The organism is Candidatus Leptofilum sp. (assembly GCF_965223285.1).
Taxonomy (GTDB): domain Bacteria; phylum Chloroflexota; class Anaerolineae; order Promineifilales; family Promineifilaceae; genus Leptofilum.
In genome coordinates this window covers 5779990-5792186 of sequence record NZ_OZ244997.1, presented here as the reverse complement: position 1 = coordinate 5792186, position 12197 = coordinate 5779990, and the positions used below count along the sequence as shown (strand labels likewise).

The following is a 12197-nucleotide window of genomic DNA, read 5'->3' as shown; positions in this document are numbered from 1 at the left end:
TATCACTTTCAAAAATAGGGGACAAAATGGATGGGAACAGGGAGATCCAAGCGTAAACAACGCTCAATCCAGTCCCAGCCCAAACGAAAATAACTTTTGTCCCGACGACTCTTATGGTCAAGCAAATGACGAAACCCGCGTTTCACAACCCAACTGCCCAAAGTGATGACCCAAACAAAGGTCAAACAAACGGCCAAAACCAAGCGAGAAATGCGGTCGCAATCATTAAGATGAGTCGCTTCCAAATCAAACCCATGACCTTTCATGTCACCATACATTTCTTCAATCCACATCCGCATTTTGTAATAACGAATCAGTTGGCCGACAGAAGGGTGGTTGCTAAGAAGATACCAAGAGTCTTCTTCGCCTTGCTCCCAGTGCAAAACCAAGAAATACCAGCCTACATCATAGCTGGCGGTGACGCGCACCCAGCCAATAGCGCGGGTTTCGCCTTCTTCTATTGGCAATTGACTCAACTTCACCCATGGCTGTCCTTGCCAACGCACTTGGGTACGGCCGTTTTGTCGAATGACAAACGACCAACCTTGACGACGCAACCAGCTAGCCAGGTGAATCGATTCAAAGCCAGCATCTCCCATGACCCACACCTGCGCTCTGGCTGGCAGCAGCGTTTGGACATACTTGAACAACTTCAACTGCTCCTCAAGACCAACATGCCCTTTTCGGCCTTTGTGGATACTCCAAACCAGGGGCAGTGTTCGTTTTTTGTAGGCCATGCCAATCATCATCATCCGAAAATGAAAGCCAACTTTCGTGCAATCAATCACCAAGCGAATGTCTCGTCCAGCAAAGGAGCGTACCAACTGTTGCGCCAATGGATGATACCAATCTCGAACATGGAGATGCTTATTATTCAAAAAGCGGCGCAAGCGGTTGGTCAGGCTTGGTATTTTTCCCGGCAACGGCCATTTCCGCACCACCAAAGGCAGGTTGACTGCCCCACTCAACTGCAAGCCCAACATCAGCAACGCCATATTTCGCAATCGCGTTATCCGTTCTTTTGGCAACCATTGGCAAAGTTGGGTCAACGTTTTATGATAGGTTTGAAGGTTGTTTGGCATCATTTACTCCTTGATATGTTTGTTCGTCAAAACAATTTTATCGGAGTTGATGCCCAACCTTCTTTTTTTAATGTTCAAAGTGATATGTAGCTAGATCTTTTTGTGTTGGCGACCTGCTTGCTCATGATATCGTTCTGACGGAGCTAACACGGTGAAAAAAGGCAAAGCCCAAATTCGTTCTGCCCACCGTATTTCCGTCAACCACATCAAACTGACCCAGCGTAAACCACTGGTCTTGACGAAATGGCTTTTGCTTGAACGCACCCCATCGCGATATATGCCTCGTTTCTTTATCTTTGGCCCCCAGCGTCTTTCGATGGTTTCGTCAATACCAAAGACGAGTGGTTTGGTTTCATCACTGTCCAGAACCTTCATGAGCAAGGCCAATAGCATTTCGCTCAGTCGCCGTGGCGACCAAACGGCGCGATTGAGAACTTGATGATAGTTGGCGAAATGTGGATCGTCACCTAATCCCATCACACGCAGGGCAGCTGTGACGGTTCGTTTCCCGGTGGCCAAGATAGCCCCAATAAAGAGAATTTGCGCTTTGAGCCAGGTTGGTTGCCGGAAAAGTGGCTGAAATGGTATTAACAATGTCATAATTGGTTCAGGTAGGATAAGCATTTGTGACCTCTCGTGATGGTTTGGTCACAACTTATTCTACCTTTACTATTTTGTCTACTTTTGTACAAAGTCGAGCTAAGTTGCTACCTTAAAAACATGATTGAAGCTCATTGCCAAAATAAACAGGCTGACCTTCAGTTCAAAACCAACGCTTGTGACAGCATGAATACTTTTAGGCAATAACCGCTCAATTAAGCTACCTGCCGTTTCGACCATCTTGCGATGCAGGTGAATCCAATATCGTTCCCATAGTTGCCATTGGCGCTTGAGATTTTTCTTGCGCAGCGGTTTGAATAGGATGCCAGCTTCAATCAAGATGTCCTCCAAGACATAGTTGGCGTAAATCCGGTCAGCATACACTTCTGAACCAGGTGGTAAATCGAAGTCGAACAAGTCGAGGCATTCAACATCACTGTCAGCACCAGGTGTCAGAAAGAATTCTATGGGTTGCCCGTCTTTCGTCACGACCAGATGGATTTTCAATCCATAGAAGTATCGCTTTTTGCTGGCGATGAAGCCACGATATGCTTCATCCTGGTACAGGCGACACCGCCGAATGCGATAGTTATCACAAGCGGCCACCGGGAAAGTATCGATGGCATAGAGCGAATCGGTATTGAGCTCTTTCCAATGTTCGCCCAGCAGGGAAAACAGGCTGAGAAACTTAGATTTCACTCTGTGCAAGCGGCGATTGAACCGACTTTTACTGAGCATCGTTGGGCAGTACCGTGGGTCGGCTAGCAAACTGCGGGCTTTTTCATAGTTTCCAGCAAAAAACAGAGCAGCCACAATGGCAGTGGTCATCACTTCTGCATCACTCATTTGGCATTGTGGATCTTCGTAATGATGAATAGCCATGAGAAAGTCGCTCACAATGGTATAGATTGCTACTATTCTATCGTCCATGGGGTCTCCTCTTAGTTGTAGGTTAGGTTCCAACAACTTTAGAGGGATTCCCATGGACATCAAGCGACTTCTTTAGGTAGCAACTTGGGTTATTTATGCAAGGCACGGTTCCAACTTATACAACTAATTTACATGATCTTAATTTTGATCAGCTAACGGCCGTTTGCCAAACCTGGGGCTACTCCGCGTATCACGCCGAGCAAATCTGGCTGGGTCTGTACCAAAACGATTCCACAGAGATAGCTCAGCTTACCCACCTGCGCGATGACCTCCAGCAAAAGCTGGCCGAACAGGCCACACTGACCACGCTGCGGCAGCAAATCGCCATTGACAGCAGCGACGGCCTGACCCGCAAATTCCTGCTAGCCCTGCCTGACGGGCAAACGATTGAGACAGTGCTCATGCAGTTCAAGGGACGATGGACGGCATGTGTTAGCACCCAGGTGGGCTGCGCGATGGGCTGCGTTTTTTGTGCCACCGGGCAGATGGGCTTTACGCGCCACCTCACCCCCGGCGAAATAGTCGGGCAAATTTTGTTTGTAAACCGTCAGCTTGCCAAAACAAACGAATCCCTCCGAAACATTGTGTTTATGGGCATGGGCGAACCGCTGCACAATTACGACCACACCATGACTGCCATCGACATTTTGACTGACCATAAAGGGTTAGCAATTGCTCCAAAGCATATTACAGTGAGTACGGTAGGGGTGGTTCCCAGCATTTTGAGAGTGGCAGATGAGAAACGGCCGTTCCGCCTGGCCGTTAGTTTGCATGGAGCCACCGACGAAGACCGCCAAAAGTTGGTGCCGCCTGCCCGCCGCTGGCCACTGGCTGAACTCATCACCGCCTGCCGCACCTACACGCAAGCACTCAATCGACACATCTTTTTTGAATGGACACTCATCGAGGATGAAAATGACACGCCTGAACAGGCTCACACGCTGGGCAAGCTGCTGCAAGATGTACCCAGCCACGTGAATCTAATTCCGTTGAATCCGACTGTGGGGTATAACGGCCGTCCCACCCAACGCCCCCAGGTAAAGCAATTCCAGGCCATCCTTGCTGAGTACAGCATCCCCAGTACCGTCCGCCAGCGACGCGGCATTGATATTGCGGCGGGCTGTGGCCAGCTAAAAGCAGCCCAATAACGTAGGGGCGAGGCAATCGGCCGTAATCGTAACCAAGCAAACCACCTTCTCCCCGATTGCCTCGCCCTGCTTACTTACGCAATTCAGGGAGAGGCGCTGGCGAAACCAGATGATTTGTCATATCATCTCTCATTCGCCACCGCCTCTCCCCTACCACACCAATTATCGTTTATGCGTCTGCCACCTGAAGACCGATTAGTTCAACATCCAATCGTCTTGCGCCCGGTTTACCATACCCGTTGGTAGCCCGGGTTGTCCCATACACCTCAAAGGCAAAGGCGCAGAACGGCTTATCTGCTGGCAGCCAGGCACCGGAATCCGGCTGTAGTTCGGCCACAACATAATTGCCGCCGTCAGGTGCCACGCCATTGAACGTACCGAAAAACAGTGCGCCATGTGTTCCCGCATTGTAATCTACATCCAATGGCTGCGCGGGTGGCGTTAGGTCACTAACCGCCACGGGCGTGCCAGAACCTCGAAAAACTGCAACCCGGTAATTTTGGGTAAACCCACCCGGATGATCAGCCCGGAAGCGAAGGGTAAGCGGGGCATCTGGCGACGTTAGCTCGAACAAAGCGCATTCACCCGGCGTGCTGCCACCCATCGCAACGGAGGCGATATCACCTTCAACCAGCCGATTGTCGATGTAGAGGGTGATTTGGTCGTCTGCCCCAGCTACTTTCACTAATTCACCGCTTACTTTTCTGTAGCCATCGATTCTGAAAATGACTGGTCCAGGATTGCTGTTGGGGGCGTAGGTGCTGCTATTGAGCTTGGCTTTCCGCAAACGATGCGTAGCTATCCACTGACTATCACTCTCGATGTTTTTGTATGCAGGCACAGATTCACCGCCGCTTAAGGTTTCATCGAACGGCCCAACTTTGTGCTGCGGCGAAGTGGAATTGCCAATTTGGGGAATGTAGATGTGGGTCAGCTCGTCTCGGACGAAGTTCCAGCCAGTGTCAGGCCGACGATAACGCAAAACATAGTGCGTCACTTCTGGGTGGGCCAGGAAGCAGGCAAACATTTCTAGCGTACCGCGCCAGGCACCGTTGGTAATTTGAGGGCCATTGATGTTGGTGGCGGTGATACGGCCGTCCGTATCAAACGTATTACCAACCCCAGAAATCGTCCAGATGTTGCCAATCGACTGGATGGCACGCCCACCCTGGCAAGCTGGGCCAGGATTTAGCAGATGGTCTGGAATGCACAGGTTAATTCGGCGCAAATTAGGGATGTTGGCGTGCAAACCAGTCTCAAAAAGTATGTCAGATTCGCCTGCGCCGCCCATCACCTGCACCAACAGATCGGGCTGAAGTTGCGTGGTTAAGTCTGGTCCGCCAATCACCTGGTCATCCAGCTCATCTACCACATCAGCCAAATCACGGCTAAAGCGGAAAACGTAGTTGCCTACTTCATCCGTAGCCGTGAGCCCGAGCATTTCCCGGTCGCCTTCGCCCGTGTAGGGGCCACCAGCCAGCTCTGCGTCGGTGCGGTCATATTCTTGAAAGCGCAGCAGCAGGCCAGCCTGATCTTTGACAGAACAGTATAGCTTCAGGCGGTCGCGCAGTTTGCCTAAATCCAGGTACAGTTCTGGCTTGATGTTGGCGGCAGCCACGCTAGCGATTTCTCGCTTGGCAACGAAGCTGAGGTTTTGGTTGAAAGAGGCGGCTTGAGGAACGGCCGTTGGCAACATCATCGGCGTAAACGGCCCTAACTCTTCAACGGGCAAGTGACGGTACTTTTCCAACTTGCGCAAACGATCTGGGTACAGCGCACCAATCGCCTCTTTTACAGATTGATAGTTCAGCAATGCCTTTAGCTGCGGCCAGGTGTCAATCACATACCAGGGGAAGCAGGGATTGAAGCCACACAAGCCTCGGTAGCTACGCACCTTGCCATACACCACGTATTCACTGGCAGTTTCCGCCATGCCGCAGGTTAGTACTAGATCGTTGTAATCGGAATCGCCGCCGCTGTCGTTAGAAAAGACGTCGAGCAAAATTTGGCCGCCGCTACGGGAAGGCGTTCCCAGGCGCATAGCGGACGGTTGCCACGCTTGGCCACGTCCGCTGGGCTTGTGCTGAATCTGGATCGTCCATTGGGCACCATCTACCTGCACAGGTGCGGTGCTGGTGACGCCATCGTAGATACCATCTTTGCCGTTGCTGCTGCCTTGAATAATAAACCGCTGCTTAAAAGCGGCCGCTTTGCTTTTTACCTGTACTGTCCAGTTGCCTTGCATTGTAATTGCCATGATTGTGTCTCCTATGTTTTGATACAGCTCATTTTTGTGAGTCTTTGGGATTTCATGGGGAAATCGGCACTTCTGGGTAGGGGCGGTTCGCGAACCGCCCTTACATTTGGTGTCGATCCCGCGAGTTCCGAAAGAACCGTTTTTATTTTCCAATACGGTTTGTAGAGATTGAGTAATTGGGTAATTACCCAATTACTCAATTACAGTTTGCTCTTAGTCGTCCGAATCATCACCGTCATGCTCATGATCGCAGCAGCGATAATCTTTGTACTGCTCCAGCAGCTCAATTTCGCGGCGCAGCTTGACGTTTTCCAGCTTCATCCGCTCTAGTTCCAGTTCATGCTGGGCCACAACGAACGGTTCGCACAGTGCACAGTCGCCTAATTCGCTTTCTACATACAGGGCTTCGGTGGGGATGATGGATACGCGCTCGAACGGCTCGAAGCCGGGTAGATCAGCGACCAGCGCATCTGCTTTGGCAACAGCGGCGGCACGCGCCTGAGCTGCCTGGTCGAATACGGCCGTTGAAATTCGGCCAAACTCTTGCATCGTTAACTGATCGCGGGTGAGGGCAATGCCGGGCTGAATCGCAGCCAAAGTGTTGAAAACGGGGCCATCACTGGTGCCAACTTTGGGTTCGGTGGGGATAAATTGGTTGGCCGCCAGGGAGAGGGCGAGGGGTTTCATGATAACGGCCGTATCCGCCTGATCATTCACCGCCCGGCACGTCCGCTCAATCAGCTCAATTTTTACCCGCTGCCGCTTGGCAATCTGGTAAAAATAGTGCGTCATGGTGTGGCATTTGTTGATGTTTTTGAAGCGACGCGTGCTGACCTTTAGCTCATCATCCCGCTCAGAGGTGATTTCACGATGGCTGTTGACTTCCGTCAGGCTCACCGATGAGGAATCGCGGGAGACCTGATTGGTTTGATGGAAGCTAGAGCGCAAATGGCTTTGCAGCTCGCTCACAAATTCCCGGCTGGAGTTGGCATCGAAACTGCCCTTGGTGTAAGAGCCAGAAGCCCCAATCTTGGCAAAGCCAATGTTGATACCGCCACCACCGCCAACGCTGCCTTCTGAAAATTCAGAGTGGGTGCTGGTGTTTAGCTTGGAACTTGTGCTTTGGTCAAAATCAGTTGCCAAATCCTTAAACGTTTCCATCCAGATACGGTCGGAGGAGCGGGAGACTTGCGAAGCAGAATACGATTTATCTTCGGTGAAGCGGGAAGCGGAGTGGCGGCTGCGTACAGACATGTACACTTCTTCGCCGGGGAACAGCGTGGTGGAGTGCAGTAAGTCGCTCAGCACGTAATCTTCTGTGCAGCGTTCTACGCGGTATCGGGAAACACACTCCACGGGAATGTCCCCCACACGCAAGGTGAATCGGTAAGTGAGGATGGAAACATCACAAATATTGTCACGTTCCCATTGGCGAGGTGGGCAAACGGCCGTCTCGCTATGAACTGCCAACGCTTTCTTTTTTTCAGACATGATTTTCTCCTATACAAGCTATCTTTGGTTCCAATACAAATTCGGTCAAAATTTGAAGCATCAGGTCTTAAGGTCACCAGTCAGATCAATGTTTCACCATATTAGTTAGCCTCCTATTGAGTCGGTTCGTGCGGCAATGCTGTCAACGGTTGAATTAAAATCATTCATGGAGGTAAACGGAGGTGGTTGTTTTTTTCCGGCAAGTGAAGCAACCATAATACCATTTTCAGCAACTTCAAAACTGGGTATACTTGCCATAAACAGGCAGATTTCGTGGGAAACGGCCGTTTCATACACCAGTTCCCATCCAGCAACCAAAACTATGAGCGATACGCTAAGCGGCAAAAAAATTGGTAAATACGTGCTCAAAGAACGCCTTGGCCGAGGAGGGATGGCTGAGGTATACAAAGGGTATCAAGAGAGCCTCGACCGTTTTGTCGCCATCAAATTAATGCACGCTTTCCTGGTCTCGGATCAGGACTTCCTCAACCGCTTTCAGCGGGAGGCGCGGGCCATGGCTGCCCTCAACCACCCCAACATCGTCGGTGTCTATGATTTTGATGTGTATGGCGAGAACAGCTACTACTTGGTGATGGAATATATCCAAGGCGGTACGCTCAAAGAGCGACTGGGGGCGTTAGCTCGTGAGGGTAAGCGGATGCCCCTGGAAAATGTCGTCAAGATGATTGCCGAAATCGCCGACGCACTGGCCTACGCCCATCGCCGCGACATGGTGCATCGGGACATCAAACCAGCCAACATCATGCTCAATAATGACACTGGGCGAGCCGTGCTCACCGATTTTGGTATCGTGAAGCTGCTGGGCAACCAGTCGATGGCCTATACCGCCACCGGGGCACTCATTGGCACCCCCGCGTACATGTCGCCAGAGCAGGCTTTAGGGCAATCGGGCGATCATCGCGTGGATATTTATTCGCTGGGCGTGATGCTGTTCCAAATGGTAACGGGCACGCTGCCCTTTGATGCCGACACGCCACTGGCGGTGGTGATGCAACATGTCAACACCCCCACACCACAGCCGAATAGCATCATCCCGGACATTCCCTGGGGCTTGCAGGAAGTGATTTTGAAGGCAATGGCCAAATCTGCTGATGAACGATACCAGTCGGCGGGAGAGTTTGCCGCTGCGCTGCGGGCTGTCGATTTAACCGCAACTGGCAGTCGTCCGGCGACGGCCGTTCCGCCACCAAAGCCCCCAGCAGACTACCCCACCCCCGCCCAAACAGAAGTAATGATGCCGGAACCGGAAACGGCCGTTGTCTCCCCCACCCCAGAGCCAACCACAGAATCTAAAAAACGCCCCGCCTGGCTCTTCCCCGTCATTGGCGTGGTCGTTTTGGCCATCGTTGGTAGCATTTTGGCAGCCAGTGGCGTCTTTTCACCCGATTCAGAACCGACGCCAACTACTCCGGCCGTGGCCGAAGTGGAAGACACTGCGACGCCAACCGTCACCAACACCGCGACGCCATCCAATACGCCCGCGCCAGACATTGCCGCCACCAACTTTGCCCAGCTTGTTATTGACCTCACCAGGGAAGCACGGTCTACAGAAACGCCTACACCCTCAAAAACACCAACAGCAACCGCCACCAGCAGCCCAACGGTAAACGCCACGGCTCTCTTTTTGGCCGACTGTGAGCCGGGAGTTGAGCTAGTCACCGTCTCACGAAGTGGTTTTCTCAGCAACGCCATCACCACCCAGTTCAGCTTTACGGCCGCTTGGGTGCTGCGCAACAGCGGCACCTGCCCCTGGCCCGCAGATTTAGAATGGGAATACTTGGAAGGGGAACTGTTCGACTACGATGATGAGCCTGTCCCTCTTGAGGAAGTGGTGCCACCAGATGAAGAAATCACCCTCACGGCTCCCCTCCGTGCGCCAAATGCTCCTGGAACGTATGAAAGCACCTGGCAATTGGTCGATAAAAATGGCGAGCCGTTTGGCGAACCGGTCACATTCGAATTTCGTGCCTTTTTGCCGCCCACTAGCACGCCAATGGCCACGGCAACCACAGTCGCCTCACCGACTAGCCAATCTACTGGCGCAGACGGGCAAGTGGCCTGGACGCCGGGCATTATTGATAATTGTGAATATATTGGGGCTGATTGGCGCTGCCGCTTAACAATTCAACCCTATATTGATGGCACTGATTTGGTAGGTGACTACACAGTCTTTGTGTTCGATTTACCGGGTGGGCAAGCCACAACTTACCGTGGACAAGGCCCTTTCTTCCACTTTGTGATTGCCCGCCGTTGTGCCGCTTACAACCAATCCATTCGGATCATCGACGATTTAACTGGCACAGAACTCAATGCAACCGTCTATGTTGATCCTGAAAACTATTTCCCCGGCGGCTGCACCGAACCATAATTTTCGGCCACTGATTTTTAGCCACAGAGACCACAGAGGATTTAGAGATAGGGAAACCTCTCTTAATATCTTTATGTCCTCTGTGGTTATTTTTTACCGCAAGACGGTTTCAGTCCACGCTTCAATCCATTGTTCACGGTTAGCGTCGATGATTTCCGGAGCGAGCACGGCCGTTTCCTCCGGCACCTGCGTCCAAGCCACAAACTCAGCAGGCAGCTCTGCATTTTCATTGGCAGGGTACACAAACATATTTAGCGGCATATCTTCCTGAAATGTTTGCCCCAGCATGAAATCTACCAACTTCTCCGCCAACTCTCGCTTTTCGGTTCCCGCCAAAATGCCCACGAACTCTACCTGACGGTAACACATGCCAGACGCTACCAGACTGGCACTCGGTGCCTCTTCTACTGGCGGATCGGCAAAAATCACTTCGGCGGGGGGGCTGCTGGCGTAGGAAACGACTAACGGCCGTTCCCCATCACTCGCCACCGTAAAGCTGCCGTAATACGCCTCTTCCCAGCCGTTTGTCACCAGCACGTCATTGGCCCGCAAATCTGCCCAAAAACCAAGGTAGCCATCTTCGCCAAATTCTGCAATCGTAGCCAGTAAAAAGGCCAATCCAGGGCTGGATGTAGCTGGATTTTGCACCACTAACAGCCCCTCGTAAGCGGGATTGGTCAAATCAGCCAATGTTTGCGGCAGTGGCAGATTGTTTTCAGCAAACCACGCTTTGTCATAGTTCAGGCAAACATCGCCATAATCCACTGGCAAGAGCCGATTTTCATTGTCCAGTTCCAGTTCATCTGGAATCTCGGCCAGCAGCGGCGAGGCATACGGTTCAAAAATATCGCCTACCAAGGCCCGCCCCATGAAGGTGTTGTCTACGCCAAAAAAGAGATCTGCCAGCGGTGCATCCTTGGCCAAAATGGCCTGATTCAGTGCCGCACCCGTGTCGCCTGATGGCAGCAATTCAACAGTGACGCCATTTTCTTCTTCAAAAATGGACAGGGTTTCTTCGCTAATGGCAAAGCTGTCGTGCGACATCAGGGTAATGACGTCTGGTTCCTCTGGACCGCAAGCGGATACGACCGTAACCATCAACAAAATCATGACAAGATAAATTAAGCGTTTCATCAAATTCTCCTTTTTAGTGGCTTATTGTTAGTTGTTGGTGGTTTGTACTAGCCACCAACAACTACCCCCTATTCGCTTGAATACACAGCAGCAGTCCGTTTTGCACTGCCACAGTTGCCTTTTCGGCCGTGAGATGGTTGCTCACGCCGCGTGCCTGACCAACAAAGAGCGTTTCTTCATGCAGTGGCCATTGCAAGCCAGAAGTCGTGACGCCTTGCACATCTCCGACAAGCGGGATCAGAGACACCAAATCACCTGCCTGCCCTACAATTTCGGTCCGCTGGCGTACCAACCAGGCGCGCTCGGTGGGGGTGATGAGCTGCACTTTTTTGCCTGCGAGCACTGGGTTTGTGAGCAAGAAAATATTGGCCAACATCTGGTCTAAACGGCCGCCTAACAAGCCAAACAACAAAATGTCTTTTTCAGGCTGTGCCGCCGCCATGAGTAACGCCAGTTCCAGGTCAGTCTCATCTTTGGCCGGGGGATGCTGATCAAACGGCACATGGTTGCTCGTGAGCCACGCTAGCACTGCTGGCTCCAGTGAATCCGCATCGCCAATGACGCGATCCGGCGGGTGATTGAGCCGATATAGGTGTTTGCTGCCACCATTTGCGGCCCAAACGGCCGTTGCTTGCGCGAGATACGGCCGTATCCACTCCACCTCATCCAATACCCCATTGGCAAAAATCACAAGTGCCATACCAGCCTCCAAAACAAAAAAGCCATCCTGATTCGGATGGCTTTCAAACGCAAAATTGCAATTCCTCCGCCGGCATTACCCGGATCAGGTCCGCAGGTCGGTGACAAGCGGTCACCCTCTCAGCCAGGCATTCCCAGCTCCCTGTACAGTCTAAAATTGTTAACAAAGTTGACTCTACTGCATAAATGATAAATTGTCCAATCAAGTACGCCCGGAGAGATTCGAACTCCCAACCGCTTGGTTCGAAGCCAAGTGCTCTATCCATTGAGCTACGGGCGCATAATTCTAAACAAAACCTCCCGCAGGTTCTTGAAAACATCGAAATTCAAAAACAAACCTGCGGGAGGCTAATCAGGGGCGAGTGGTGGGAATTGAACCCACGATCTTCTGGGCCACAACCAGACGCGTTAACCACTACGCTACACCCGCCATAAGCGGAGCAAATGCTATCATAATTGGCTGTGAA

General features: G+C 51.8%; 10 protein-coding genes, 2 tRNA genes and 1 riboswitch. Of the genes, 2 read left to right on the top strand and 10 right to left on the bottom strand.

Annotation, left to right across the window (positions count from 1 at the left end; all coding sequences use genetic code 11):
* Positions 1-8 precede the first annotated feature (8 nt).
* The 3 genes from ACOQPU_RS25970 to ACOQPU_RS25960 form a co-directional block, all read right to left on the bottom strand.
* On the bottom strand, positions 9-1085 hold the full coding sequence (locus ACOQPU_RS25970; protein WP_420640550.1) for an IS4 family transposase: 1077 nt from the start codon (positions 1083-1085) through the stop codon (positions 9-11).
* An 87-nt stretch (positions 1086-1172) separates the two neighbouring features.
* On the bottom strand, positions 1173-1682 hold the full coding sequence (locus tag ACOQPU_RS25965) for a transposase (protein WP_420640551.1): 510 nt from the start codon (positions 1680-1682) through the stop codon (positions 1173-1175).
* Between the two features lie 99 nt (positions 1683-1781).
* Complete coding sequence (locus ACOQPU_RS25960; RefSeq protein ID WP_420642732.1) at positions 1782-2612, bottom strand: IS982 family transposase; 831 nt, start codon at positions 2610-2612, stop codon at positions 1782-1784.
* 95 nt (positions 2613-2707) lie between these two features.
* Between ACOQPU_RS25960 and rlmN the strand changes: the two genes are divergently transcribed.
* Complete coding sequence (rlmN, locus tag ACOQPU_RS25955; RefSeq protein ID WP_420642731.1) at positions 2708-3760, top strand: 23S rRNA (adenine(2503)-C(2))-methyltransferase RlmN; 1053 nt, start codon at positions 2708-2710, stop codon at positions 3758-3760.
* A 169-nt stretch (positions 3761-3929) separates the two neighbouring features.
* On the opposite strand, the gene ACOQPU_RS25950 is transcribed toward rlmN, so the two are convergent.
* The 3 genes from ACOQPU_RS25950 to ACOQPU_RS25940 form a co-directional block, all read right to left on the bottom strand.
* Positions 3930-6017: a hypothetical protein gene (locus ACOQPU_RS25950; RefSeq protein WP_420642730.1), complete on the bottom strand. Its 2088-nt coding sequence runs from the start codon at positions 6015-6017 to the stop codon at positions 3930-3932.
* Positions 6018-6230: 213 nt separating this feature from the next.
* Positions 6231-7508 (bottom strand): hypothetical protein, encoded by a 1278-nt coding sequence (locus ACOQPU_RS25945; protein WP_420642729.1) that lies wholly within the window; start codon positions 7506-7508, stop codon positions 6231-6233.
* A 105-nt stretch (positions 7509-7613) separates the two neighbouring features.
* Positions 7614-7877 carry a hypothetical protein gene (locus ACOQPU_RS25940; protein WP_420642728.1) on the bottom strand — a complete coding sequence of 88 codons (264 nt, stop codon included), beginning with the start codon at positions 7875-7877 and terminating at the stop codon, positions 7614-7616.
* Positions 7878-7899: 22 nt separating this feature from the next.
* On the opposite strand from ACOQPU_RS25940, the gene ACOQPU_RS25935 reads away from it, so the two are divergent.
* Complete coding sequence (locus tag ACOQPU_RS25935) at positions 7900-9897, top strand: protein kinase domain-containing protein (RefSeq protein WP_420642727.1); 1998 nt, start codon at positions 7900-7902, stop codon at positions 9895-9897.
* A gap of 93 nt (positions 9898-9990) precedes the next feature.
* Here the strand turns inward: ACOQPU_RS25935 and ACOQPU_RS25930 are convergent, their stop codons facing one another.
* The 4 genes from ACOQPU_RS25930 to ACOQPU_RS25915 form a co-directional block, all read right to left on the bottom strand.
* The gene (locus tag ACOQPU_RS25930; protein ID WP_420642726.1) at positions 9991-11031 is read right to left on the bottom strand and encodes a thiamine ABC transporter substrate-binding protein; all 1041 of its coding nucleotides are present in this window, start codon (positions 11029-11031) and stop codon (positions 9991-9993) included.
* Positions 11032-11092: 61 nt separating this feature from the next.
* Positions 11093-11731 carry a thiamine diphosphokinase gene (locus ACOQPU_RS25925; protein WP_420642725.1) on the bottom strand — a complete coding sequence of 213 codons (639 nt, stop codon included), beginning with the start codon at positions 11729-11731 and terminating at the stop codon, positions 11093-11095.
* A 43-nt stretch (positions 11732-11774) separates the two neighbouring features.
* Positions 11775-11885: riboswitch (TPP riboswitch) on the bottom strand.
* A gap of 52 nt (positions 11886-11937) precedes the next feature.
* Positions 11938-12010, bottom strand: a tRNA-Arg gene (locus ACOQPU_RS25920).
* A 77-nt stretch (positions 12011-12087) separates the two neighbouring features.
* Positions 12088-12160, bottom strand: a tRNA-His gene (locus tag ACOQPU_RS25915).
* Positions 12161-12197: the final 37 nt, after the last annotated feature.

Excerpts from the sequence above, each read along its gene's own strand:
- ACOQPU_RS25970 (WP_420640550.1), bottom strand. The coding sequence starts at position 1,085 with ATGATGCCAAACAACCTTCAAACCTATCATAAAACGTTGACCCAACTT.
- ACOQPU_RS25960 (WP_420642732.1), bottom strand. The coding sequence starts at position 2,612 with ATGGACGATAGAATAGTAGCAATCTATACCATTGTGAGCGACTTTCTC.
- ACOQPU_RS25930 (WP_420642726.1), bottom strand. The coding sequence starts at position 11,031 with ATGAAACGCTTAATTTATCTTGTCATGATTTTGTTGATGGTTACGGTC.
- ACOQPU_RS25925 (WP_420642725.1), bottom strand. The coding sequence starts at position 11,731 with ATGGCACTTGTGATTTTTGCCAATGGGGTATTGGATGAGGTGGAGTGG.
- ACOQPU_RS25945 (WP_420642729.1), bottom strand. The coding sequence starts at position 7,508 with ATGTCTGAAAAAAAGAAAGCGTTGGCAGTTCATAGCGAGACGGCCGTT.
- ACOQPU_RS25950 (WP_420642730.1), bottom strand. The coding sequence starts at position 6,017 with ATGGCAATTACAATGCAAGGCAACTGGACAGTACAGGTAAAAAGCAAA.
- ACOQPU_RS25965 (WP_420640551.1), bottom strand. The coding sequence starts at position 1,682 with ATGACATTGTTAATACCATTTCAGCCACTTTTCCGGCAACCAACCTGG.
- ACOQPU_RS25935 (WP_420642727.1), top strand. The coding sequence starts at position 7,900 with ATGGCTGAGGTATACAAAGGGTATCAAGAGAGCCTCGACCGTTTTGTC.
- rlmN (WP_420642731.1), top strand. The coding sequence starts at position 2,708 with ATGCAAGGCACGGTTCCAACTTATACAACTAATTTACATGATCTTAAT.